Origin of the sequence: Bacillus sp. AG4(2022) (assembly GCF_031844465.1) — a bacterium.
Classification (GTDB): Bacteria; Bacillota; Bacilli; order Bacillales; family Cytobacillaceae; genus Bacillus_AB; species Bacillus_AB infantis.
The window spans coordinates 299,719-323,568 of sequence record NZ_JAUZVH010000006.1; the positions used below are offsets into that span (position 1 = coordinate 299,719).

24 protein-coding genes and 1 riboswitch are annotated in these 23,850 nt (G+C 46.6%); of the genes, 19 read left to right on the plus strand and 5 right to left on the minus strand.

The genetic code is table 11. From position 1 onward, the window contains the following. Positions 1-6: 6 nt before the first annotated feature. The 12 genes from sufD to Q9R36_RS17790 all read left to right on the plus strand — a co-directional run bounded on the left by sufD (position 7) and on the right by Q9R36_RS17790 (position 13,278). Complete coding sequence (sufD, locus tag Q9R36_RS17735) at positions 7-1,317, plus strand: Fe-S cluster assembly protein SufD (protein WP_311225638.1); 1,311 nt, start codon at positions 7-9, stop codon at positions 1,315-1,317. Then, on the plus strand, positions 1,317-2,546 hold the full coding sequence (locus tag Q9R36_RS17740) for a cysteine desulfurase (RefSeq protein ID WP_009791477.1): 1,230 nt from the start codon (positions 1,317-1,319) through the stop codon (positions 2,544-2,546). Before sufD ends, Q9R36_RS17740 begins: the two co-directional genes overlap by 1 nt. Next, entirely contained in the window at positions 2,536-2,979 is a 444-nt protein-coding gene (gene sufU, locus Q9R36_RS17745) for a Fe-S cluster assembly sulfur transfer protein SufU (RefSeq protein WP_311225639.1), read from the plus strand. The genes Q9R36_RS17740 and sufU overlap by 11 nt, the downstream gene beginning before the upstream one ends. A 52-nt stretch (positions 2,980-3,031) precedes the next feature. Continuing rightward, positions 3,032-4,429, plus strand: coding sequence for a Fe-S cluster assembly protein SufB (gene sufB, locus Q9R36_RS17750; RefSeq protein WP_009791475.1), 1,398 nt, complete (start codon positions 3,032-3,034; stop codon positions 4,427-4,429). Positions 4,430-4,604: 175 nt separating this feature from the next. Continuing rightward, positions 4,605-5,450: a DUF72 domain-containing protein gene (locus Q9R36_RS17755; RefSeq protein WP_311225640.1), complete on the plus strand. Its 846-nt coding sequence runs from the start codon at positions 4,605-4,607 to the stop codon at positions 5,448-5,450. 75 nt (positions 5,451-5,525) lie between these two features. Next, positions 5,526-6,878 carry a bifunctional metallophosphatase/5'-nucleotidase gene (locus Q9R36_RS17760; RefSeq protein ID WP_311225641.1) on the plus strand — a complete coding sequence of 451 codons (1,353 nt, stop codon included), beginning with the start codon at positions 5,526-5,528 and terminating at the stop codon, positions 6,876-6,878. 63 nt (positions 6,879-6,941) lie between these two features. Further along, the gene (locus Q9R36_RS17765) at positions 6,942-7,244 is read left to right on the plus strand and encodes a YunC family protein (RefSeq protein ID WP_129613953.1); all 303 of its coding nucleotides are present in this window, start codon (positions 6,942-6,944) and stop codon (positions 7,242-7,244) included. 183 nt (positions 7,245-7,427) lie between these two features. Continuing rightward, on the plus strand, positions 7,428-8,534 hold the full coding sequence (locus Q9R36_RS17770; RefSeq protein ID WP_009791470.1) for an HD-GYP domain-containing protein: 1,107 nt from the start codon (positions 7,428-7,430) through the stop codon (positions 8,532-8,534). Positions 8,535-8,594: 60 nt separating this feature from the next. Further along, entirely contained in the window at positions 8,595-9,344 is a 750-nt protein-coding gene (yunB, locus tag Q9R36_RS17775; RefSeq protein WP_101549560.1) for a sporulation protein YunB, read from the plus strand. Positions 9,345-9,409: 65 nt separating this feature from the next. Beyond that, positions 9,410-9,614, plus strand: a riboswitch (Lysine riboswitch). A gap of 143 nt (positions 9,615-9,757) precedes the next feature. Then, positions 9,758-11,332: a Na+/H+ antiporter NhaC family protein gene (locus Q9R36_RS17780; RefSeq protein ID WP_094769837.1), complete on the plus strand. Its 1,575-nt coding sequence runs from the start codon at positions 9,758-9,760 to the stop codon at positions 11,330-11,332. A 330-nt stretch (positions 11,333-11,662) separates the two neighbouring features. Then, positions 11,663-13,174: a sodium-dependent transporter gene (locus Q9R36_RS17785; protein ID WP_035401234.1), complete on the plus strand. Its 1,512-nt coding sequence runs from the start codon at positions 11,663-11,665 to the stop codon at positions 13,172-13,174. Further along, entirely contained in the window at positions 13,174-13,278 is a 105-nt protein-coding gene (locus Q9R36_RS17790; RefSeq protein ID WP_022544349.1) for a methionine/alanine import family NSS transporter small subunit, read from the plus strand. The genes Q9R36_RS17785 and Q9R36_RS17790 overlap by 1 nt, the downstream gene beginning before the upstream one ends. A 65-nt stretch (positions 13,279-13,343) precedes the next feature. Here Q9R36_RS17790 and Q9R36_RS17795 read toward each other — a convergent pair whose 3' ends face one another. Then, positions 13,344-14,336 carry a M23 family metallopeptidase gene (locus Q9R36_RS17795; RefSeq protein WP_129613954.1) on the minus strand — a complete coding sequence of 331 codons (993 nt, stop codon included), beginning with the start codon at positions 14,334-14,336 and terminating at the stop codon, positions 13,344-13,346. 170 nt (positions 14,337-14,506) lie between these two features. Between Q9R36_RS17795 and lipA the strand changes: the two genes are divergently transcribed. Beyond that, a complete protein-coding gene (gene lipA, locus Q9R36_RS17800; RefSeq protein WP_022544347.1) occupies positions 14,507-15,445 on the plus strand; it encodes a lipoyl synthase in 939 nt (312 codons plus the stop codon). Between the two features lie 66 nt (positions 15,446-15,511). On the opposite strand, the gene Q9R36_RS17805 is transcribed toward lipA, so the two are convergent. Continuing rightward, positions 15,512-16,210: a YhcN/YlaJ family sporulation lipoprotein gene (locus tag Q9R36_RS17805; RefSeq protein ID WP_009791459.1), complete on the minus strand. Its 699-nt coding sequence runs from the start codon at positions 16,208-16,210 to the stop codon at positions 15,512-15,514. A gap of 126 nt (positions 16,211-16,336) precedes the next feature. Here Q9R36_RS17805 and Q9R36_RS17810 point away from each other — a divergent pair, with 126 nt between their 5' ends. After that, on the plus strand, positions 16,337-16,612 hold the full coding sequence (locus Q9R36_RS17810) for a YutD family protein (protein ID WP_009791458.1): 276 nt from the start codon (positions 16,337-16,339) through the stop codon (positions 16,610-16,612). 30 nt (positions 16,613-16,642) lie between these two features. Here the strand turns inward: Q9R36_RS17810 and Q9R36_RS17815 are convergent, their stop codons facing one another. Then, complete coding sequence (locus Q9R36_RS17815; protein WP_009791457.1) at positions 16,643-16,933, minus strand: hypothetical protein; 291 nt, start codon at positions 16,931-16,933, stop codon at positions 16,643-16,645. A gap of 69 nt (positions 16,934-17,002) precedes the next feature. Further along, positions 17,003-17,269: a DUF3055 domain-containing protein gene (locus tag Q9R36_RS17820; RefSeq protein WP_009791456.1), complete on the minus strand. Its 267-nt coding sequence runs from the start codon at positions 17,267-17,269 to the stop codon at positions 17,003-17,005. 167 nt (positions 17,270-17,436) lie between these two features. Between Q9R36_RS17820 and Q9R36_RS17825 the strand changes: the two genes are divergently transcribed. The 5 genes from Q9R36_RS17825 (at position 17,437) to Q9R36_RS17845 (ending at position 22,496) form a co-directional block, all read left to right on the plus strand. Next, on the plus strand, positions 17,437-18,741 hold the full coding sequence (locus Q9R36_RS17825) for an EAL domain-containing protein (RefSeq protein ID WP_311225642.1): 1,305 nt from the start codon (positions 17,437-17,439) through the stop codon (positions 18,739-18,741). Positions 18,742-18,766: 25 nt separating this feature from the next. Continuing rightward, positions 18,767-19,204: a DUF86 domain-containing protein gene (locus Q9R36_RS17830; protein ID WP_101549564.1), complete on the plus strand. Its 438-nt coding sequence runs from the start codon at positions 18,767-18,769 to the stop codon at positions 19,202-19,204. A gap of 193 nt (positions 19,205-19,397) precedes the next feature. Next, the gene (locus tag Q9R36_RS17835) at positions 19,398-20,162 is read left to right on the plus strand and encodes a TIGR01457 family HAD-type hydrolase (RefSeq protein ID WP_022544346.1); all 765 of its coding nucleotides are present in this window, start codon (positions 19,398-19,400) and stop codon (positions 20,160-20,162) included. A 166-nt stretch (positions 20,163-20,328) separates the two neighbouring features. After that, a complete protein-coding gene (locus Q9R36_RS17840; RefSeq protein ID WP_311225643.1) occupies positions 20,329-21,558 on the plus strand; it encodes a S1C family serine protease in 1,230 nt (409 codons plus the stop codon). 56 nt (positions 21,559-21,614) lie between these two features. After that, positions 21,615-22,496 (plus strand): peptidylprolyl isomerase, encoded by an 882-nt coding sequence (locus tag Q9R36_RS17845; protein ID WP_311225644.1) that lies wholly within the window; start codon positions 21,615-21,617, stop codon positions 22,494-22,496. Positions 22,497-22,652: 156 nt separating this feature from the next. On the opposite strand, the gene Q9R36_RS17850 is transcribed toward Q9R36_RS17845, so the two are convergent. Then, complete coding sequence (locus Q9R36_RS17850) at positions 22,653-23,255, minus strand: kinase (protein WP_311225645.1); 603 nt, start codon at positions 23,253-23,255, stop codon at positions 22,653-22,655. Positions 23,256-23,850: the final 595 nt, after the last annotated feature.

Sequence of the window (23,850 nt, forward strand, 5' to 3'; positions counted from 1 at the left end):
ATCACGATGACTATTGAAACGAAATTGCCGTTTGACAAAGAGTATATCAGCTCTTTTTCAAAAGAAATGGGTGAACCGGCCTGGCTGACAGAACTGCGTGTGAAAGCTCTTGCTGACGCTGAGACGCTGCCAATGCCGCGGCCTGATAAAACAAAGATCGATAAATGGAACTTTACACAGTTTGAAAAGCATATAGTGGAAAGCGAAGATTTTGGCTCACTTGACAACCTTCCGGAGGAAGCCAAATCTTTGATTGACCTGGATAAAGAAAGCAAGAACCTTTATATCCAGAGAAATAACCGTCCGACACATCTTTCCCTTTCGAAAGAACTGCAGGACCAGGGAGTCATTTTTGCGGATATCTTCACAGCTGCCCGCGAATACGGCGACCTTTTGCAGAAGTATTTCATGAAGGATGGCGTTAAGGTGGATGAACACCGCCTGACAGCACTTCATGCAGCACTCCTGAACGGCGGGGCATTCTTATATGTGCCGCGCAATGTTGAGGTGTCTGAGCCGATCCAGGCGATCTATCTGCATGATGACAAAGAAGCGAATGTCTTCAACCATGTACTGATCGTAACTGAAGATAACAGCAGTGTTACTTATGTTGAAACATACCTTTCAACGATCGATTCAGCAGAAGGTGTTTTCAATATCGTCACTGAAGTGCTTGCAGGCACTAACAGCAGGGTGCAGTACGGAACAGTTGATAACCTTGCAAAAGGAATCACTACGTATGTTAACCGCCGCGGCATGGCGGAACGGGATTCCCGCATTGAATGGGCTCTCGGGCTCATGAATGATGGAAACACGATTTCCGAAAACGTAACGAACCTGATTGGCGACGGTTCTGTCGGTGATACGAAGACTGTTGTCGTCGGACGCGGTGAGCAGAAGCAGAACTTCACGACAAGTGTTGTCCATTTCGGTAAAAATACAGAAGGCTATATCCTGAAGCATGGCGTTATGAAAGAAAGTGCCTCCTCTATCTTCAATGGCATCGGCAAAATCGAACACGGTGCAACGAAGTCGAATGCAGAGCAGGAGTCCCGCGTTCTGATGCTGAGCGAAAAGGCACGCGGAGACGCAAACCCGATCCTTCTCATCGATGAGGATGATGTAACGGCAGGCCACGCAGCATCTGTCGGCCGTGTGGATCCGACCCAGCTGTACTACCTGATGAGCCGGGGAATTCCGCAGACAGAGGCAGAGCGCCTTGTCATCCACGGATTCCTTGCTCCGGTCGTGAAAGAGCTTCCGATCGAAGGAGTCAAAAAGCAGCTTGTTGATGTGATTGAAAGGAAAGTTAAGTAATGGATTTCAAGAATATCCGTGAACATTTCCCTATTCTGAACCAGGAAGTCAACGGAAGGCCTTTGGTTTACCTTGACAGCGCCGCAACTTCCCAGAAGCCCGTACAGGTCATCGAGGCATTGAACGAGTATTACCGCGGGTATAACTCCAATGTTCACCGCGGGGTGCATACCCTCGGTACAAAAGCGACGGATGCGTATGAAGGTGCGAGGGAAAAGGCCAGGAAATTCATTAATGCCCGTTCGATTGAGGAAGTGATCTTCACGAGCGGGACAACAAGCGCATTGAATATGGTTGCTTCAAGCTATGGAGGAGACAATCTCTCCGAAGGGGATGAAATTGTCATTACCTATATGGAGCACCACAGCAATATCATTCCGTGGCAGCAGGCAGCCAAAAGAGCCGGAGCGGTGCTGAAATATGTCCCTCTTCAGGAGGACGGCACCATTTCACTGGAGGATGTCCGCAAGACGGTTACAAGCAATACGAAAATTGTCAGCATTATGATGGTGTCCAATGTCCTTGGCGTTATGAACCCGATCAAGGACATCGCAAGGATTGCCCATGAGAATGGCGCGATCATGGTAGTGGACGGCGCACAGGCTGCACCTCATATGAAGGTGGATGTCCAGGATCTTGACTGCGACTTCCTTGCTTTTTCAGGACATAAGATGTGCGGCCCTACCGGTATCGGCGTCTTGTACGGCAAAAAGCAGCTTCTTGAAAACATGGAGCCTGTCCTTTTCGGAGGAGAGATGATCGATTTTGTTGATCTCTATGACTCTACCTGGAAAGAGCTTCCCTGGAAGTTCGAGGCCGGCACCCCGATTATTGCAGGAGCCATCGGCCTTGGTGCAGCAATCGATTTCCTACAGGAAGTCGGCCTTGAAAACATTGAAGCACATGAGCATAGGCTTGCCGCATACGCAATGGAAAAAATGTCATCAGTTGAAGGCATGACCATCTATGGACCGAAGAATGCCGGCGAAAGAGCCGGACTTGTAACCTTCAATCTTGATGATGTCCATCCGCATGATGTGGCGACTGTCCTTGATGCTGAAGGAATAGCGGTAAGGGCAGGCCATCACTGTGCACAGCCGCTGATGAAATGGCTGAAGGCTTCCGCAACGGCACGGGCCAGTTTTTACCTGTACAACACGGAAGAAGATATTGATAAGCTTGTTGAAGGACTTGTTAAAACAAAGGAGTATTTCAGCGATGTCTTTTAATAATTTAGATACCCTGTACAGGCAAGTCATTATGGATCATTACAAAAACCCCCGCAATAAAGGGGTTCTTGAAGAAGATAACAGCTTGACGATCAATATGAACAATCCAACCTGCGGAGACAGGATCCAGCTGACGCTTAAGGTTGAGGATGGGAAGGTGGCGGACGCCAGATTTGACGGTGAAGGCTGCTCCATCTCCATGTCTTCGGCATCGATGATGACCCAGGCAATCAAGGGCCAGAAAGTGGAAGATGCCTTAAAGCTCTCAAAGATCTTTTCAGATATGATGCAGGGCAAAGAGTATGATGAAGATTTGGATTTGGGTGATATTGAAGTACTGCAGGGCGTTTCAAAGTTTCCGGCACGCATCAAATGTGCGACTCTTTCATGGAAGGCCATGGAAAAGGGCCTGAAGGAAGAAGAACAACAATAAACGGCAATACAGGGTCCAAGGCCCTGTCTGCCCTGAATGGAGGAAAACGACGATGGCAAAAAAGATGCCTGAAATCGGTGATTATAAATACGGATTTGCCGATAAAGACGTTTCCATTTTCCGCTCAAAACGTGGTTTGACGAAGGAAATCGTAGAGGAAATTTCAAAGCTGAAAGAAGAGCCTCAGTGGATGCTTGACTTCCGTTTAAAATCTCTTGAACATTTCTACAACATGCCAATGCCTCAATGGGGCGGAGATCTAGCGTCATTAAACTTTGATGAAATCACTTATTATGTAAAGCCTTCTGAAAAGACAGAACGCTCATGGGACGAAGTGCCTGAAGAGATCAAGCAGACGTTTGACAAGCTTGGCATCCCGGAAGCAGAGCAAAAATACCTTGCAGGTGTTTCTGCGCAGTACGAGTCAGAGGTTGTTTACCATAATATGCAGGAAGACCTTGAAGCAAAAGGAATCGTATTCAAGGATACAGATTCTGCTTTGAGGGAAAACGAAGATCTTTTCCGCGAGCACTGGGCGAAGGTAATCCCTCCGACCGACAATAAGTTTGCGGCTCTGAACTCTGCGGTATGGTCAGGCGGTTCTTTCATCTACGTGCCAAAAGGCGTAAAGGTAGACACTCCGCTTCAGGCTTACTTCCGCATCAACTCAGAAAATATGGGGCAGTTCGAGCGCACGCTCATCATCGTGGATGAAGGCGCCCATGTCCACTATGTTGAAGGATGTACAGCTCCAGTCTACACAACGAACTCTCTTCATAGTGCCGTTGTAGAAATCATCATCAAAAAGGATGCGTACTGCCGCTATACGACAATCCAGAACTGGGCAAACAACGTATACAACCTTGTAACAAAAAGGGCTGTATGTGAAGCCAATGCTACAATGGAATGGATTGACGGAAATATCGGCTCCAAGCTGACAATGAAATATCCGGCAGTTATCCTTAAAGGAGAAGGCGCCCGCGGAATGACCCTTTCCATTGCACTTGCAGGGAAAGGCCAGCACCAGGATGCCGGGGCAAAAATGATCCACCTTGCTCCAAATACTTCTTCTACAATCGTATCAAAATCAATCTCCAAGCAGGGCGGTAAAGTAACATACCGCGGGATCGTGCACTTCGGCCGCAAAGCGGAAGGCGCTCGTGCAAACATTGAGTGCGATACGTTGATCATGGATAATCAGTCTACTTCTGATACAATCCCTTACAATGAAATCCTGAATGATAACATCTCGCTTGAACACGAAGCGAAGGTATCAAAGGTTTCGGAAGAGCAGCTGTTCTATCTGATGAGCCGCGGCATCTCCGAAGAAGAAGCAACTGAAATGATCGTAATGGGCTTCATCGAGCCATTTACAAAAGAGCTTCCAATGGAATATGCAGTTGAAATGAACCGCCTGATCAAGTTCGAGATGGAAGGTTCCATCGGCTGATCAAGCTTGGTCCCATCCGGTTATTGCCGGATGGGTTTTTTGCTCTTTTAAAGGCACCTTAAAAGCGGCCTGGCGGTTGTTCTTGTATAATGAAGGCAGGAGTGCTTCGTGGTTTTTCCAGACGTGAAAGAGGGAAAATAGAACGTTACATAGAGAACAGAAAGGAGGCGGCAGCATGATTAATATTGGAATCACAGGCTGGGGGGATCATGACAGTCTTTATAAGAAGGGCATTTCCCCGCGTGATAAGCTGAAGGAATATGCAGCATATTTCCCCATTGTAGAGGTGGATGCTTCTTTTTATGCTGTCCAGCCTCTGAGGAATGCACATAAATGGACGGAAGAAACGCCCGACGGCTTTGAATTCATCGTTAAAGCCTATCAGGGTATGACTGGGCATCAGCGCGGAGAAATCCCCTTTGACAGCAAGGAAGAGATGTTTACAGCTTTTAAGGAGTCCTTGCAGCCTTATATCGCTAAGGATAAGCTCGGCATGGCGCTGTTTCAATTTCCTCCATGGTTTGACTGCCGCAGGGAAAATGTTGATTATCTGCGCTGGTGCAAGGATCAGATGGATGATATCCCTTGTGCCCTGGAATTCCGCAATCAGACTTGGTTCTATCCGGAAATGAAGGACAAGACCTTAAGGTTCATGGAGCAGGAAGAATGGATTCACAGTATCTGCGATGAACCACAGTCCGGCGAGGGGTCTGTCCCGACAGTCATGGAGAGTACCCATCCGGGAAAGGTGCTGGTCCGCTTCCATGGAAGGAATGTGCACGGCTGGCAGAAAAAGAATGCGGAGAACTGGAGGGAAGTGAGATATCTCTACCGCTATAATGAGGAGGAGCTTTCCGGCTGGGCCCCGGCCCTCAGGGAACTGGAAAAAAGCACAAAGAAGGTATATGCTGTCTTTAATAATAATTCAGGCGGGGATGCGGCAGGCAATGCACTCCAGCTGGTCGATATGATGGGGATTGAGTATACAGGCCTGGCTCCCCGGCAGCTTGATTTGTTCTAAAATGAGGCGAGGCTTGCACCTCCGTGATGTTCGGCCTGCATTGGCCTGATGGGAAAAGGAAAGAAGGTTTCATCTTTGAAAGAAGTTATTCATATATACCATACAAATGATTTGCACAGCCATTTTAGCCGCTGGCCGAGGATTCACAGCCTTTTAACAGAAAGACGCAAATGGCATGAAGAGGCAGGAGAAGATGTCTTCTTTTTCGATATCGGCGACCATGTGGACCGCTGGCATCCGCTGACAGAGGCTACTGGGGGGAAGTGCAACACAGACCTGCTCAATCAGGCAGGCTGCACTGCTGCTGCCATCGGCAATAATGAAGGAATTACCCTTCCTTTTGACTCTCTTGACACTCTCTATGAGAAAGCGGGTTTTGATGTTATCACCGCCAACCTTTTTTACAAAGATGGAAGGCGGCCGGACTGGGCTAAACCTTATGCAATTTATGAGACTGTAAGCGGACTTAAGGTGGCTGCTGCCGGTGCAACAGCAAACTATGAACATTTCTATGATTTGCTCGGCTGGAAGCTGACAGACCCCTTTGAAGAGCTTCGAAAGGTACTTGCAGAGGTAAGGGGACAGGCCGATATTATCGTCATCCTGTCACATCTGGGCATTCATGATGATGAAAGGCTGGCGGCGGAATTTCCGGAAGCCGATGTGATTCTTGGCGGCCATACCCATCATATTCTGCATGAAGGGAAAATGGCGGAAGGCTGCCTGCTGGCAGCCGCCGGCAAGCACGGGTTTTATGCCGGGCATGTTATGCTCGAAATAGACACGGAAACGAAAACAGTCATCGGCAAAAAGGCGCAGCTGTATGATACAAATGAGCTGCCACCTGCTGATGATGAAGAGCATATCATTGAAAATCTTTATCGGAAGGGAAAAAGCCTCCTTGATGTACCGGCAGCACCTCTGCCAAACGGCGGCATGAGCAAAAAGCAGCTTGCCATTCTTTTGTGTAAAGCACTCCAGGAGAAGTGCGGGGCGGATGCAGCCCTTCTTAATGAAGGCTTGATCCTTGAGGGGCTGGAAAAGAATGAGGCAACTCTGTATGACCTCCATAGAATCTGTCCGCATCCGATCAATCCAAGCAAAGTTGTGCTGACAGGGACTGAGCTGAAGGAAGTGCTCCGGCATGCACAAAGTGATGAGTGGGAGCAGTTACAGGTCAAGGGACTTGGTTTCCGCGGGACCCTCATGGGAAGAATGATCAGTACCGGTGCAGAAATGGATACTTCGGGAAATATGCAGATTGGCGGTCAGGTGCTCGACAATGAAAAAAGCTATTCCCTTGCCATCCCGGACATGTTTACATTCGGTCCCTTTTTCCCTGAAATCCGCAGGGCTGCCGAAAAGGAATATTTCTTTCCCGATTTCCTGCGGCATCTGCTGGAATGGAAACTGCAGCAGCTTCAGTAATATGCCGGCACCCTTTTTCTTTTGCTGACATAATCTGTTATGAAGCGAAAGGAGTGGATACTTATGATGGAACTGTCACCTGTCATCATCGACGGCCATACCTTTTTAAGCGTATCCGTTCAGCTGCCGAAAACGACCCTGCTCGCTGTCTCGAGCGAAAAGGGCTATGTTATGTGCGGAGCGCTGGACATCGCCCTGCTCAATGAAAAGCTGAAGGACCGGAAAGTGATTGCTGGAAGGGCTGTTGGTGTCCGCACGATCGAGCAGCTCCTGGAGGCACCGCTGGAATCGGTGACCTTTGAGGCTGAAGAACTTGGAATCCATAAAGGCATGATCGGCAAGGACGCCCTGCTGAAAATGCTGTAGAGAGCCAGCCGCAGCAGGCGGCTCTTTTTTTTTTCTTTAACGGAGCATTCCACTCCAAATAGAAGCCGAAGATACTTACTTATGCAAAGATTACCATTATCAGTCGTATTTTGTAGAATTTTCTACTATAATGTGGGTAGGATGAAGGACGTAAATTGAGACAGAAATGATTGGAGCTTTTATATGAGATTAGTAGCTACCTCATCAGTACATCCGGGGGCCATTCTTGCAAAAGCGGTTTTAAGCGATAAGGGTGTTGTGCTTGTCAGCGACGGAGTGGAGCTTTCGGAGAAGCTGCTTGCAAGGCTCGGGGATCTTGGCGTCACCTATATATATGTAAAAGACCCGAGGACAGATGATATAGAATCCGGCAGCTCGATCGATTCGGCGATGAAAAGGAAAGCGGTATCTTCCATTGAGGAAACTTTTACCCAGATAAAGAAAGGGAACAAGCTGTCAGACTCGATCATTATTGAAAAATCGTCGAAAAGCTTTAAACAGATCATCAGGGATCTGGTGCAGCAGATTAATGATAATAAAGATCTGTTTGGCATATTGGCGGACGTGTGTACATATGACAGTTATATTTTCTCCCATTCGCTGAATGTGACGCTCTATTCCCTGGCGATCGGCATAGAGCTGAAGCTGAAGCCGCAGGAGCTGGATATGCTGGGGATCGGGGCTATTCTCCATGATGTCGGCAAAATGAAGGTGCCCTCTGAAATTCTCTTTAAGACGGGAAAGCTGACAGAAGATGAATTTGCAGAAATCCAAAAGCATGCAGAAGCAGGCTTTGAAATTTTGCGCAGGGTACATACATTGCCTCTCCTTGCTGCCCATTGCGCCTTTCAGCATCATGAACGGCTGAACGGCAGCGGCTACCCAAGGAGGCTGGTGGAAGATGAAATCCATCTGTTTGCCAAAATCATTGCCGTCGCTGATGTATTCGATGCCGTCACCTCCAACCGTGTATACAGGGGGGCCATGCTGCCGCATGAGGGGCTCGAGATATTGTATGCAGGCTCAGGGAAACAATTTGATACGGCTGTGGTAGAAGCTTTTCGGCGGTCTGTTGCTGTCTATCCTTCCGGGATGATGGTCCATTTGAATGATGGCAGGTCAGGAGTGGTGGTCCGCCAGAATAAAGGAGTGTCTGACAGGCCCGTGGTCCGTATTCTTGAAAAAGAGGGCCTTCCGGTTGAACCATTCGATCTCGACTTGTCAGAAGAGCTTACCGTGATTGTCACCGGCTGTGAAATGCGGATGCCGGAAACAGCAAATAAAATCTAAGTTTTTCTGCTAGTTCCCCCCTTTGCAGCATACATATAGCTTGTAAAGGGGGGATTTGCTTTGGCTAAATTCGGCGGCCGGCTCCCAAGGAAAGGCCCGCTTCCTTTCCGGTATGTTTTTCTGCTGACTTTTGTGTTTTTTATGTTCTCGACCGCAGCCGGAATATGGATCATCAATAAGGGGCTTGAACCTACCCTGATGAGTTACGCTGACTCTCAGACGAGGAAAATCGCATCGCTGGTCATTAACAATGCCATCAACAAAAAAATCACGAATGTAATGGACCTTGAGGAGATGTTTGTTAAAAGCGGCGATGGTTCTGTCATCACCATCAATACCGAGAAGTTAAACCGTGTGAAGGCAGAGGTTACGGAAATGGTCCAGGATAATATCAAAAAAGCTGAACAGGGCGATCTATCAGCCCTGGAATCATTCACAGAAATAGAAATTGAAACAGAAGGCTCCAAAAAGCAGGATGGGATCATCTACTATGTGCCATTGGGCCAGGCAACTAACAACGCCCTTTTAGGGAATCTCGGACCCCGGATACCGGTGAAATTCAATTCCGTGGGATCTGTTACATCAAATGTGATCAGAAAAAGTGAAGACCATGGAATCAATAATGTACTGGTGGAAGTGTTTGTCCGCCTGGATGTCCAGGTCCAGATCATCATACCATTTGCTACAAAAGTTATACATGTGCAGGAGGATGTGCCGGTGGCCATGGGAGTCATCCCGGGAGATGTGCCCCAATTCTATAACGGGGGCGGCGGTGATTCTGCCCCTTCCATTGAGCTGCCTGCTAATTAATGGATTTGCTAAAAAGAAGGGTGCCTGTTATAGTATTATAGAAATTAATATGACCTTATCATATCCGGTGGGGTAGAGGTGCAAAATTCAAGAGTAAGATGTGCGAGGATGACAACGTTGACCGCATCAGAAAGGGAATTTTTGCCGAAGCAATTGACATGTGTCCGCATTCCATTGCTGGGGCTGCTTTGAAGAAGGGCAGCACTGTCATTATAAAGGCAAAGCAGGTATATGCTTAGAAAAGCCTTATAATGGGGAGCTACAGATCGTGATGGAGAAACCTATTACTTAGAAAGAGTAATGATGGATTTTCTATCATTGCTCTTTTTTATTATCTGCAGCTGCACAGCAGCTGAAACTGCATCTTCGTCTGGAAGTTCCCCCCTGTCATCATACAAGGAGGAGGAGAGAAATTGGCAAACACGATATTTTCACTTTTGCCGCCGCTTGTGGCCATTTTAATGGTCGTTCTGACAAGAAGAGTATTGTTATCTTTAGGTGTCGGGATTATAACCGCTGCCTTCCTGCTTGCCGACTTTGGCATCGGGAAAACCCTGAGCATCATCTGGGAGGCCGTCAAAGGCATTTTTGTGGCTGATGGAGCCCTGAATACCTGGAATGTATATATTATTTTATTTTTGCTGGTTCTTGGCATCATTACCGCTTTTATCAACATTTCCGGAGGAAGCCGCGCATTCGGGGAATGGGCGATGAAACGGGTGAAAACCCGGGCTGGAGCCCAGCTTGTCGGTGCAGTGCTTGGCATCATTATTTTCATTGATGATTATTTCAATGCACTGGCGGTCGGCCAGATCTCACGGCCGATAACGGACCGGCATAAAGTTTCAAGGGCAAAGCTTGCGTATCTGATTGATTCTACATCTGCTCCGGTATGTGTCGTTTCCCCTGTTTCGAGCTGGGGCGCCTATATCATTGCCCTAATCGGGACGATCCTAGCCGGTCATGGGGTGACAGAATACTCGGCATTCTCAGCTTTCATGCAGATGGTGCCGATGAACCTTTATGTATGGACTGCTCTTGCCATGGTATTCATTGTGGCATTCAGGAATATCCAAATCGGGCCGATGAAAGCCCATGAAGAGCGGGCTGTAAAAGAAGGACTGGTTCTGGATCCTGATAAGCCTGCTCCTGGAGAGCTGAAGGATGATCTTCCAACAAGCACAACCGGGTCAGTCGGAGATCTTGTCTGGCCGATCATTGCGTTGATTCTCGGAACAGTCGGCAGCATGGTCTGGACTGGATACACAGCAACAGAGGGAAGCGCAACGATCCTGAAGATCTTCGAAAATACCGATGTAGCGAAATCCCTGATCATCGGAAGCCTGATCGGGCTTGCTCTCACACTGCTGCTGTTCCTTCGCCAGGCTGTCGTATTGAAGGGAGTAAGTGCAGGCGTTTTCGGAAAAGGGATCTGGGAAGGAGTTAAATCCATGCTCCCTGCGGTCTATATTTTGATCTTTGCCTGGGCGATTGTTGATCTGATCGGCCAGCTGGAAACCGGGACCTATCTTGCAGGTGTCGTGGAAAACAGCAATATAAGCCTTTCACTGCTGCCAATCATATTGTTTGTAATTGCAGGGATCATGGCATTCAGTACAGGAACATCATGGGGCTCCTTTGGCATCCTGCTTCCTATTGCCGGCGACGTTGTAGCAGCGACCGATATTTCGCTTCTTCTGCCTGCAATGGCAGCCGTTTTGGCTGGAGCGGTATTTGGAGACCACTGTTCTCCTATTTCAGATACAACCATCCTTTCATCCACAGGGGCCGGGTGCAACCATATCGACCATGTGCTGACTCAGCTGCCGTATGCACTCATATCAGCGCTGATCGCAGCTGTGGGATACCTGGTGATCGGATTTACCGGCAGCACCATTTTTGCTTTAATTTCAGTGGCAGTCCTTTTAGCTGCCTTTGCCTTCATTGCGGGGCGCGGGCAGGGAACATCTGCTGAATTTACAGATTGATATTGAGAGGCATCCCGCATAGGGTGCCTCTTTTTTAATTGCCATTGGAAAGTGCATTCTGAAAAACGATTTATATGAAAATGCCAGAATTTCATGGATAGTCTATCCGGCGGGGGAATATTAGTATATTAAGGAGGTGGATGGGCATTAAGGGGCTTGGGAGTTATTATTTAAAAATAATAATTTTCAAAAAATAAAGCTTTGACACCGTAGGGAAATGTGGCTATACTATGTTTAGATTATACTAAAAAATCAGAAAATATAAAAGTTTCCAACTCTTGAGACGTGCATTTCAAAAGAACTGGAAATGAAATGGGGGTAAATTGAATTATGGATAATCGTCCTCAATGGGGAACGAGAGCAGGTTTCATTATGGCAGCTGTCGGATCAGCGATCGGGCTGGGGAATATATGGAGATTCCCTGCCGTGGCGTATGATAATGGAGGAGGAGCTTTCTTCTTTCCTTATCTGTTTGCACTTCTGACAGCAGGGATCCCAATTCTCATCCTTGAATTTACACTGGGCCATAAGTACCGCGGCTCCGCTCCGCTTACGTATGCAAGGCTGAACAAAAAATTTGAATGGCTCGGCTGGTGGCAGGTAGCTGTTTCCTTTGTCATCTCCACATATTATGCGGTCATCATTGCGTGGGCCATGTCATTTGCAGGGTTTTCCTTTAACCAGAATTGGGGAGATGACCCGAACGGTTTCTTTTTCGGAGAATATCTTAAGCTTTCAGATGCACCGGGATCAATCAGCACGATCGTCCCAGGCGTATTCTTCCCATTGATCCTTGTATGGCTCATTACTCTTGGCGTATTGTTTAAAGGCGTGAAAAAAGGGATAGAAGTAGCGAACAAAATCTTTATTCCAGCCCTTGTTATCTTATTTTTAATCATTGTTGTTCGCGCGCTGACACTTGATGGAGCTGTCCAGGGGCTTGATGCCTTCTTCAAGCCGGATTGGAGCAAGATTGCAGATCCTGGAGTATGGGTGGCCGCATATGGCCAGATCTTCTTCAGCTTATCAATCGGATTTGCGATCATGATCACGTACTCCAGCTATCTTCCAAAGAAGACGGATCTGACAAACAGTGCATTCATCACTGGATTTGCAAATTCCGGGTTTGAGCTTCTCGCCGGGATCGGCGTCTTTGCTGCACTGGGCTTCATGGCTGCACAGCAAGGCGTGCCAATCAATGAGGTTGTTAGTTCAGGTGTGGGCCTTGCTTTCGTGGTATTCCCGCAGATCATTAGTGAATTCCCTGCTTTAAACGGACTGTTTGGCTTCTTCTTCTTCCTATGCCTGGTCCTTGCAGGTCTTACATCACTCATCTCAATCGTGGAAACTTTTGTTGCTGGTGTACAGGATAAGTTCAAAGTGTCCCGTACAAAAGCAGTATTATTTGGAGGCGGGGCTTCTGCCATCATTTCCGTATTGTTTGCGACAGACAGCGGCCTCTATTTCCTTGATGCAGCTGATTATTTCATCAACCAGTTTGGAGTAGCGCTTGCAGGGCTTGTGGAAGTAGTCGTAATTGCATGGGTATTGAGGGAGCTGAAAAGCATCCAGTCGCATGCGGACAGCGTCTCAGATATCCTTCTAGGCGCGTGGTGGAGGATCTGTCTGACTGTTATTACACCGCTGATCCTTGGCTATATGATGATCCAGAACATCTACACTAATATCAAGGACAATTACGAGGGCTACCCGACAGGCTTTATCATCTATTCAGGATGGGCAGTCGCGGTCGGCGCCATTGTACTCGGATTCATCTTCATGGCATTCAAGTGGGATAAAGGCACCATTTCTGTCCCGGATAAGAAGGGGGTTTCTCAATAATGTCTGCTAGTGCAATAACAATGATGATCGTTGGGATGCTTATCATTTGGGGAGGACTTGCTGCAAGCATTTCCTTTGCAGTTTCAAAAGCAAAAAAGTCATGAAAGCAAAGGCTGCCGAATCTTTTCGGCAGCCTTTATTTATTATCCGGGGACAATGGTTCCGGCCCTTATTTCTTTTTCCGGGACTGAATCTTATCCTGCCTCTCCCACAGCCTTAGGTGCGGATAGGGATCATAGGACCATTCCGTATACCCATTGTCTTTGTACATTCCGTAGTGAAGATGAGGCGGGAACTTCCCGGATGTTCCCGGCGGGCCATAGCCGGAGCTGCCTACACCCCCGATCAGCATGCCCGGTTCAACAATCTGCCCTGCTTTCAAATCCTTAGCAAAGCCGCTCAAATGCGCAAAATAATGATAGTTATTATTGATATCCCGGATGCCGATTCTCCAGCCGCCATACTTGTTCCAGCCTTTCATTTCTATAATGCCGTAGCTGGTGGCCCTCACGGGGACGCCGTAGTCGGCAAAAATATCTGTTCCTTCATGAATCCTCCTGCCTCCCCAGCCCCTTGCATCCCCCCAGGTATTTTTGTAGCTGTGATTGCTTCTGAAGGGAACGGGAAAGGCATGGCCGTCAAGGTCCAGCCGGCCGAAGTGTTTATAGATCTCAGCATGCCCTATGATGATCCCGACGGTTTTATCCCGTTTATAATAATCCCATAACCCAATTTTTATATTATCATGGTCAACTCCATAAGAAAGAAGAAAGTGGGCAAAAGCATAAATGACATCCTGGTCATCCTTCAATGAAGCTTTGCCATCACCATTGCCATCGACTCCCATGCCTCCGAAAAATTGGATGGAAGCAGGATTATCGTCCTCCAGATCAGGGTTTAACAGGCCGGCCCATTCTTCCGGCTTAAAATAAATTCCTGTCAGTCCCTCTGCTTTCGGGAGGTCCCGGCGCGCCTTGCGGATGCTGCGCTCATACTGGTCGACAGCCGCCAAATAATACCAGGGTATATTGGTGATGGCCTCAGTATTCTTGTATAATTGCATTCTTTTGCTGTAAATCTCCGCCAGATCCGTGCTCTCAGCCGCATCTGTCCTGGCCGGATAAAGGGAGAACAGCAGCAGAAGGGTCAAAAGTATGCGCATGGAAACCTTCCTTTCGGTCTTGTTTGCAGTTTAGTTTGTGAAGGAGCGCGCCTTTTCATCTATATCAATTAATGGTAATGATGAGAGGAATGGCTTGTTCTGCCTTCTTCATTATGTTAAAGTGACATCATGAAGTCTAAATCAGTCCGGTTTTCTGGGGACAAGATTGAATGGATGGAGTGGGAATAGTGAGCCAAAAAGAAGAATATATCCGCAAGCCTGAATGGCTGAAAATAAAATTAAATACGAATGAAAATTACAATGGCCTCAAAAAAATGATGAGGGAAAAAAACCTTCATACCGTCTGTGAGGAAGCAAAGTGTCCGAATATTCATGAATGCTGGGCAGTCAGAAGAACGGCAACTTTCATGATCCTGGGTGGCGTATGCACACGTGCATGCCGTTTTTGTGCGGTTAAAACAGGCCTTCCGAATGAGCTGGACTTACAGGAGCCGGAAAGAGTGGCAGACTCTGTTGCCCTGATGAACCTTAAGCATGCAGTTGTTACAGCTGTAGCAAGGGATGACCTTAAGGACGGAGGCGCAGCTGTATTTGCTGAAACCGTAAGGGCGATCCGCCGCAAGAGCCCATTCACAAGCATTGAGGTGCTGCCTTCAGATATGGGCGGTGTTTATGAAAACCTTAAAATGCTGATGGATGCCCGCCCTGATATCCTGAACCATAATATAGAAACGGTTGAAAGGCTGACTCCAAGAGTCCGTGCACGTGCTACATATAAGCGCTCATTGGAATTCCTGAAGCGCGCAAAAGAAATGCAGCCTGATATCCCTACAAAATCCAGCCTGATGATCGGCCTTGGCGAAACAAAAGAAGAAATCATCGCAACGATGGATGACCTTCGCGCCCATGATGTAGATATCATGACAATCGGCCAGTATCTGCAGCCTACCAAGAAGCACATAAAGGTCCAGAAATACTACCATCCGGATGAATTCCAGGAGCTGAAGGAAATTGCTATGAGCAAAGGTTTCAGCCATTGCGAGGCAGGCCCTCTGGTGCGCTCTTCCTACCATGCCGATGAGCAGGTCAACGCTGCAGCGAAGCAAAAGCAGCTGATGGGCGAGGAGCAAAGCGTCCAGCAGGCTTAAAGCGGGAAAATGGGTAAAAATAGTAAAAGAGTTCAGCGCTTGCTGAACTCTTTTTCAGTCATATCATTATTTCATTTGAGGGCTGCTGCCCTTTTTTGCTTTCGTTTTGTCCAAAGCTTCGCTAATATCGTCATGATCAGTATCGTCATTCATTTCACCCTGTGCTTCACCGTTTTCATTTTCGCCTGAGGACATTTTTCTGCCCTGTGGCGACTGAAGCATTTCTTTAATCGTTTCATTGATGGCATATTCCATGTTGCGGCTGTCTGAATCCATGGTCGCATAATTTTCCACATTTTTGCGTAAGTTGGTGTTGTCGGAAACGTATACATGGTACCAGCGCGGTATGACTGACATGGCCATTTTTTTCACCTGGTCTGCTGTTTCAGCACGGTCCTTTGAATCTGTATCATATACAAGCAGGACCTCTTCATCCGTTACAAGAGCTGATACATCATCGACATTAGGGACATCTGTGCAATATTTGGCGATGATATCGGCAACCTGCTCCCGGTTGATGGCAGCATAATGGTCATTGGAAGAGTTGTCTCCCGGGATCGGGCTTCTTTGGTGGCGGACATAACCATAGCTTTCGCTCATATTATTGCCGCGCCTGTAATTCTGGTTGTACAATTCAGGACGCTGATCATTCACGTTGATCGTATTGCCGCTTTCCTCATACATTTCATCCTTGGAGGAAAAGTTCTGGCAGGCAGCAAGAGCTGAAAGGCTGCAGATACCTATTATGATGATGGACTTCTTCAATTGAAACACCCCCTCATTACTATCATGACCATGTGTATACTTTTTTTTCTTAGTAATTGATGGGGAATCAGTTATAATTTAAGTAGCAGGAAGGGAAAAGGCAAAGAGACATGAGAGGTGATAGACATGGTTTGCATCAATAATATCTGTTATGAGCTGATTGAAGAGAGAACAGATGGGTTTAATGAAGAGGCCTTCCGAGGAAGGTACAGCGAGATCCTGACAAAGTATGATTATATTGTGGGGGACTGGGGCTATGGGCAGCTGAGGCTCAGGGGCTTTTTTGACGACCAGAACCAGAAAGCCACTTTTGATACGAAGATAAGCACGCTGACTGAATATCTTTATGAGTATTGCAATTTTGGGTGCCCATACTTTGTTGTAAAAAAGATAAAAGCCTGACAAGAGCCGATGAACGGCTCTTGTTTTGTCTTATTTTGAGGTATATGGCGGCTCTTCATTCTTATCTGGATCATCATGGGTCGGGTGGGCCCCCTCCATCTGCCTCGGGAGGTTTTGATGGAGGGATTTGAACTCATAATTAAAGGCGCTGTAATAGCGCTGGCCCTCCCGCCAAGGGGTACTTTTATTCTCGACAGGCTGATCCTTCCCTCTCGGAGAGCCATAAGGACCTTCCGGAAGCGTTTCAGGTACAAGGAAATTGCGCTGGGTCTCCACGTTTGAAAAGTCAGTATAAGTTTCTTTTTCTTTATCATCGCTCATTCTATCACCTCCTGCCTAGTATCTGCATTCCTTCACAAGATATAAGGGGCAAGATGGCGCAAAAAGGCATTAAATCATTTCATATAAGAATGACCGCAGCTCTTCCGCATCTTCTTCAGATAGCTTAAAGGCAAATTCAAGGTATCCTTCTTCTTTCAGGTCATCGGGACCGATGATGGCAAACCGGCTGCCCTGGATATCAAGGACAAGCTGCTTTCCATAATAGCGGGACGACTGGATAATGGCGAGGTCGAAGCGCTGGTTTTCACCCATAAAACTGACGAATCTTGTTTTCGTTTCTTCTAAATCATCATATAAAAAAAATCTTTCGGACATCCTGCAGATTCCTCCTTGAGCTTCTTATTATCCTTATCTTATCAGAAGCTGCCCACTTGAAGCACTGTGATTTTATTCTATTTTACCGTAATGAAAAAAACGGATCCTTGAAAATTATGGTACAATAGATTCATGAAAAATGCCGACTCCTGAGAGGAATGAGACAAATGGTCCATAAAAGCAGACAAAAGCTCCGCAATTTTTTCAACTGGGGAAAGATTGTATTCCCGCTATCCAGCATCCGTTATTATCCTCCCCAGTTCATCCTTAGGGACCCGATCATCCAGGGTGTCAAACGGGCATTCCGTAAAGGATCTGAGGTAGCTGTCGCGGTCTTTACTATCAAGAATCTGAGAGAGATTTCAGACCAGCTTGGCCAAACCGGCTATTTTGCTTACATATCCAGCATTAAAAGGGAGTTCTGCCATACAATCCAGGGGGAATTGAAGGAAGAGGAGGTTATTCTCCTTCATGATCATTACAGCGACGGGCTTACTCTTTTCATTGAGGTAGGGCATGAACGCTATTGCATCTCGGAGATTGAGGGAATTATGAAGAAAATCCTCAGGGAATCAGAACGGAATCTCCTGCTGAGCCATCCGACAGTCAATCCTCAGATTGAAACCGGATACATGTTTATTGAGAAAAAGCATTATTCTATAGAAGAAGCCGTACTGAAGGCCCATCAGCAGGCACTTGCCATGGCGGAAAAAAGGGTGCAGTCCGATTTCAATGAAATGCTGTACAGCATGAGCAAAATCGTCGCAAAGAAAGAGATCCGCCTTCTCGCCCAGCCTATTCTTGATGTGGCTACAAAGGAAGTGAAGGCATGGGAGATGCTGACCCGCGGTCCGGAAGGGACCCCGCTTGAAAATCCGCTTCAGCTCTTTTCAGTCGCAAGGCAGACAGGCATGCTTTATGACCTTGAAATGATCGTGATGGAAAAGATACTCGAACAGATTGAAACGACCGGCTGCCAGCAGGATATTTTCATTAACTTCACACCGATCACCCTGGGCAACCAGCTTTTTGTCAGGGACATTAAAAAACTGCTTGCCAGGCATAAAGGGATCAGCCCTCGCCAGATGACAATCGAGGTGACTGAAAGGGATTCAATTGAAGGAATGGAGTATTTTATTTACAATATAAAGGTACTCAGGACTTTCGGATTCCGGATTGCCATCGATGATACAGGAGCAGGATATGCCAGCTTGAACTCTATTACGGAAATCATGCCGGACATCATCAAGATCGACCGTTCCGTCATTCAGAATATCGACAAAAATACGGTAAAGGAATCCATGCTTAAAGGCCTGCTCCTGGTGGCAAAAGAAACCGGCTCCCTGGTGGTGGCAGAAGGTATTGAAAGCGAAGAGGAGGCGATTGTCCTCTTCCGCAATAAAGTGGACCTGGCACAGGGTTATTTTTATGCCCGGCCTGATCTGCTTCAAAAAGGCCTGTTGTCATCATAGGGGTCAATTGAAAGGATGAACCTTTATGTATTTTGTGGACAGGGAAAAGATTGAAGAGATACTCGTATTTTTTGAAAAGCAAACTGCCCTTTTCGAGGGAAAGGACAATTGGGACAGTGAGATTGAAAGGGCAGCACTGGAACGGGTTTCCCATCTGCTGATCGAAGCGATCCTTGATGTCGGCAACAGCATAATAGACGGCTTTATTATGAGGGACCCGGGCAGCTATGAAGATATCGTGGATATCCTTGAAGATGAAAAAGTGATCTCAAGTGATATGGCAGGCAGCTATAAAGCGATCATCCAATACCGCAAGGAACTGGTCCAAAACTATACAAGCATCAGCCACACGGAGCTGCAGAAAGCTTTTGCTGATCATCTGGATGATATTAAAAGATTCGCACCCGCTGTAAGGTCATATATCCTCAATGAACTTGGACCGGTATCGGCATTCAAGAACTGACCGGAGAAAGCTGAATCCTTTGGAGGGAAAAGCCTTTTCCTTTATACTAAAGCCATGACCTTATGGTTTTGGCCTTGGCAGAATAAGACGCTAGTCAAAAAAGGCTCTTGGAAAAGAGCTTTTTTTGCATTTTAATTTTAAACAGGGGCAAAACAAAATTGAATGAGGCAATTACAGGCAGGAGTTGGATATTTTGAAGGATTATAAAGGCTATTTAATTGATTTGGATGGGACTATGTACCGTGGAACAGAATTGATCCAGGAAGCCGCTGATTTCGTCAAAAAGCTCAAAGAGAGAGGCATTCCTTATTTGTTCGTGACCAATAACTCTTCACGCACTCCCCAGCAGGTTGCTGCGAAGCTGAGGGATTTTGATATACCTGCTGAAGAAGAGCAGGTCTTTACGACAAGCATGGCAACAGCAAGCTTTATTGCGGAAGAAAAGAAGGATGCCTCTGTATATGTCATTGGAGAAGAAGGGATCCGCACGGCGATTGAAGATGAAGGCCTTTCATTTGCAAATGAAGATGCAGATTATGTTGTTGTGGGAATCGACCGTTCAATCAACTATGAAAAGCTTGCCATCGGCTGTCTGGCCGTGCGCAGGGGCGCAAAATTCATTTCCACAAATGGAGATATCGCGCTGCCGACTGAAAGGGGCTTTCTTCCGGGCAATGGATCCATCACCTCTGTAATCACTGTTTCAACTCAAACCGAACCGCTGTTCATCGGCAAGCCGGAGTCAATCATCATGGAGCAGGCATTAAAGGTAATCGGCACCAGCAAGGACGAGACATTGATGGTAGGCGACAACTATGATACCGACATTCTGGCAGGGATGAATGCGGGAATGGATACCCTTCTTGTCCATACCGGCGTGACAACAAAGGAACTGCTCGAAGGTTATGAAAAGAAGCCGACATATGTCATGGATTCGCTCGACCAATGGAAGTTTTAATAAAGGCACGAAAGAATGGCTGCAGAAATTCTGCGGTCTTTTTTTTTGTATGATTTCTTCCCATATTCTTCTGCATCCCTTCCCAATTTGGTAACAGTTTGGTCATATTTGCCCGGTAATATAAAAATCAAGCAAAGTATTAAATAATCTATTAGGAGGATTCAGAATGATGGATTCCAATGATAAATATAACCAGGAAGAAACTAAATCAAAGCTAAGGAAGGGCAAAGGCATACTGTCAGTTGTTGCAGCCGGGGTGGTCGGTTCTGCTCTGACATTGTATGCGGCACCTTACACTGATTATATTAGGGAGCAATTCCCTCAGGCAGCCGCAAGCCAGGATGTTTCAGGAGGACAGGCATCCAGCGCCGCTGATGCCAATAAAACGGGCATCATTCCTGAGCAGACTAGTGCTCATACAGAAGGCTCTCTTGCTGATATAGTCGAAGGTGCATCAAAAGCGATTGTGGGAATCGTGAAATCGGAGAATCGAGCCAATCAATTTTCAAACACCAGCCAAACGGTGGAAAGCGGTTCAGGCTCAGGTGTGATATTTAAAAAAGAGAATGGAAGCGCCTATATCCTGACAAACAACCATGTTGTCGAGGGGGCCAGCAAGATTGATATTTCCCTTCATGACGGCCAGAAAACAACTGCAGAGCTAGTCGGAGCAGATGCACTGACAGATTTGGCAGTGTTGAGGATGGATGAAAAGTATGCCGATACTCTGCTGGGCTTTGGTGATTCATCCAAGCTGAGGCCTGGAGACCAGGTGCTCGCGATAGGAAACCCGCTCGGTCTTGACCTTTCAAGAACAGTCACACAGGGGATTGTCAGTGCGGTGGACCGCTCAATCTCTGTTGATACTTCTGCCGGCAGCTGGGATATGAATGTCATCCAGACAGATGCAGCAATCAATCCGGGGAACAGCGGCGGGGCATTGATAAATACTGCAGGGGAAGTAATCGGCATCAACAGTCTGAAAATTTCCGAAAGCGGGGTAGAAGGCCTTGGTTTTGCCATCCCTTCCAATGATCTTCAGCCGATCGTGGAGGAAATCATGGCAAATGGCAAGGTAGAGCGTCCTTATGCAGGGGTCGGTCTTGCCGGTCTTCAGGAAGTCCCTCAAGGGTATCTGCAAAACCTGCCGCAGAATGTAACCAAAGGAGCATTCATTGCCAATATTGATCCTGAATCTGCTGCAGCCAAGGCAGGCCTGAAAACGGGAGACGTGATTATTGCCATTAATGATACAGAGATTGGCAGTCCGGATGACTTTAGGAAGTATCTGTATACCAAGCTGAAAACAGGCGATAAAGCGGAGCTGTCACTTTACCGAAATGGTGAAAAAATGAATATCACTATGGAATTGGGGACAAAAACAATTACAGATTAAAAGTCCGCCGCCGGACTGTATGCCGACATTTTAAATAATAGAATGGAAAGGAAGTTATGATGGGGTTTTTAACAAAGAAAATCGGATTAGGGATATTGGTGCTTATTTTGGCAGCTGCAGGTACTGCTGCCTTCTTTCTTTCAAAGGAGCCGGCTGTAGCAAGTGTGGGCAGCGAAAGTATAAAAAAAGAAGAGCTCTACAGCCTGCTGGTCAAGCAATATGGAGATGAGGCTCTGGACGCGCTTGTAACGGACAAGATCATTGAAATGGAGGCAAAGAAGGAAAAAGTAACAATAAGCGACAAGGAAAAAGAAGAAGAGCTGAAAAATCTGAAAGAATCATATGGCGGGGAGGAGGGCTTCAAAGCTGCACTTGAACAGAGTGGTGTTACAGAAGCCGGAATAGCAGAGGATATTGAAAAATACTTAAAAACAGAAAAGCTCCTCGAGCCGCGAATTGATTTAAAAGAAGATGAAATCAAAGCTTATTTTGAAGAAAATAAAGATCAGTATGCCCAGCAGGAGCAGGTAAAGGCAAGCCATATCCTAGTTGAAGATGAAGCGACAGCAAAAGAAGTCAAATCCAAGCTGGACAAAGGAGAAGAATTTGCCGATCTGGCAAAAGAATACTCCACCGATGCTTCCAATGCCGAATCAGGCGGCGAGCTCGGCTATTTCGGAAAGGGAGAAATGGAAGCCGCGTTTGAGGAAGCTGCCTTTGCGTTGAAAGCTAATGAAATAAGCGGGCCAGTCAAAACCGATTACGGCTACCATATCATTAAAGTGGAAGATAAAAAGGAAGCAAAAGAAGCTGTGTACGAAGACAGCAAAGAAGCAGCGAAAAAGGCACTTTTTGACGAAAGGATGCAGACTGAGTACTATAACTGGCTTGAAGAGAAAAAGGAAGAATATAAAATCGAGAAAAATATGAATGCCTAAGATTTGGAGCAGCCTTTCCTCTTATTCCTGGATAATAGACAATTAGCAAAACGGAAGAGCTTGGGTTCCAATATGGGGAAGTGGCTCCCGATTTAATTAGAGAAATCATGTTTGACAAAGCCTGATAGACAGTCTATCAGGCTTTTTCATGTAAGTTTAAACAGGCTGCACCGGCTGGCTGACGACCAAGTCTGCCCCTTCCAGCGGCCGGACAGTTTCTAAGTAATGATCTTCCGCCTTCCAGTATCTGTTTTCAAACTTGTCCACTTTTTGTCTGGTGGCTTCTTTTTCGCGTTTGAATCTTGTCTCTCTCGGACAGTCCAGGTAAACGATATAATCAAGATGGTTTTTCCATTCGGGACGCTGCAGAAAGACGCCTTCGATGATGATGAGGCATTTCCGGGGAATGGTGGTATTTTTAAGAAAATGGCTGTCATTTTGTTCGACATAGAACCTTAAGGTAAGTTCTTTTCCGGTATGTACTTTTGAAAACAGCTCCTGCTTTAAGTGTTCTGCATCCCATTGAAGGGAGTAGTATTCGTACCATTCTTCGTTTCCTGTGTTGTATCTTTTATTGCGGTCTTCTATATAATCATCGAGATGAAAGATGATTGCGGGGTGTCCTTCTGCCTGCAGCCATTGTTTGAGCCTATTGACGAGTGTGGTTTTTCCTGAGCGGCTGAGTCCATCTATTCCGAGGATGAACCGGTCGTTTTGGAGCCCTTGTTTGAGAGCTTGTTTCAGAGGTTTAATATCCATTTTTGCTCCTCCAGTTTCTTAATTATCTATCTAAAATCGTAGCATGGAATTTTTATTGTGTACAATTTTTCCAGGACTGTAAAAACACTGCCTAAATGGGGGCTGTTGATTTGCGTTGCAGGCACTTCGCTTTTCCGCGGGGCGAAGTTGAGCGTCCTCGCGCTGCGCGCTGTGGGGTCTCAACATTTTCGCTGCGATCCCGCAGGAGTCTGCGTGCCTTCCACTCTAATCAACAGGGTTTTATCATTTTTTGGGTGATTTCTCTTTAGGAAAAACAGGACGTTTTTTTGATGAGTTTTTGTTTTTAAAGGGGCGTTGCAGGCACTTTGCTTTCCGTGGGGGAAAGCTAAATTTCCTCGGGCTATTAATAAGCGGAGATTTTCCTGTTAAATTGTTAATATGCCATGAATGGGTCTATATAAGCGGAGATTTTCCGGTTAAGCGAAGCAAAATGGTCGATTATCCTTTTTTTTGGGTCGATAGGCGGAATTTCTCCTTCTATTTAAGCTGATTTTAGAGCTCTATTTAAATTAGCGGGAATTTCTCCGCTTATTGTCAACCCGCGCTGAACCTCATCCTGTTCCTGGAGTCGGCT

Bases quoted from the DNA above. Each gene is read 5' to 3' on its own strand.
- sufD (WP_311225638.1), top strand. From the start codon at position 7: ATGACTATTGAAACGAAATTGCCGTTTGACAAAGAGTATATCAGCTCT.
- Q9R36_RS17740 (WP_009791477.1), top strand. From the start codon at position 1,317: ATGGATTTCAAGAATATCCGTGAACATTTCCCTATTCTGAACCAGGAA.
- sufU (WP_311225639.1), top strand. From the start codon at position 2,536: ATGTCTTTTAATAATTTAGATACCCTGTACAGGCAAGTCATTATGGAT.
- sufB (WP_009791475.1), top strand. From the start codon at position 3,032: ATGGCAAAAAAGATGCCTGAAATCGGTGATTATAAATACGGATTTGCC.
- Q9R36_RS17755 (WP_311225640.1), top strand. From the start codon at position 4,605: ATGATTAATATTGGAATCACAGGCTGGGGGGATCATGACAGTCTTTAT.
- Q9R36_RS17765 (WP_129613953.1), top strand. From the start codon at position 6,942: ATGATGGAACTGTCACCTGTCATCATCGACGGCCATACCTTTTTAAGC.
- Q9R36_RS17770 (WP_009791470.1), top strand. From the start codon at position 7,428: ATGAGATTAGTAGCTACCTCATCAGTACATCCGGGGGCCATTCTTGCA.
- Q9R36_RS17785 (WP_035401234.1), top strand. From the start codon at position 11,663: ATGGATAATCGTCCTCAATGGGGAACGAGAGCAGGTTTCATTATGGCA.
- Q9R36_RS17790 (WP_022544349.1), top strand. From the start codon at position 13,174: ATGTCTGCTAGTGCAATAACAATGATGATCGTTGGGATGCTTATCATT.
- Q9R36_RS17795 (WP_129613954.1), bottom strand. From the start codon at position 14,336: ATGCGCATACTTTTGACCCTTCTGCTGCTGTTCTCCCTTTATCCGGCC.
- lipA (WP_022544347.1), top strand. From the start codon at position 14,507: ATGGATGGAGTGGGAATAGTGAGCCAAAAAGAAGAATATATCCGCAAG.
- Q9R36_RS17810 (WP_009791458.1), top strand. From the start codon at position 16,337: ATGGTTTGCATCAATAATATCTGTTATGAGCTGATTGAAGAGAGAACA.
- Q9R36_RS17815 (WP_009791457.1), bottom strand. From the start codon at position 16,933: ATGAGCGATGATAAAGAAAAAGAAACTTATACTGACTTTTCAAACGTG.
- Q9R36_RS17820 (WP_009791456.1), bottom strand. From the start codon at position 17,269: ATGTCCGAAAGATTTTTTTTATATGATGATTTAGAAGAAACGAAAACA.
- Q9R36_RS17825 (WP_311225642.1), top strand. From the start codon at position 17,437: ATGGTCCATAAAAGCAGACAAAAGCTCCGCAATTTTTTCAACTGGGGA.
- Q9R36_RS17830 (WP_101549564.1), top strand. From the start codon at position 18,767: ATGTATTTTGTGGACAGGGAAAAGATTGAAGAGATACTCGTATTTTTT.
- Q9R36_RS17840 (WP_311225643.1), top strand. From the start codon at position 20,329: ATGATGGATTCCAATGATAAATATAACCAGGAAGAAACTAAATCAAAG.
- Q9R36_RS17845 (WP_311225644.1), top strand. From the start codon at position 21,615: ATGATGGGGTTTTTAACAAAGAAAATCGGATTAGGGATATTGGTGCTT.
- Q9R36_RS17850 (WP_311225645.1), bottom strand. From the start codon at position 23,255: ATGGATATTAAACCTCTGAAACAAGCTCTCAAACAAGGGCTCCAAAAC.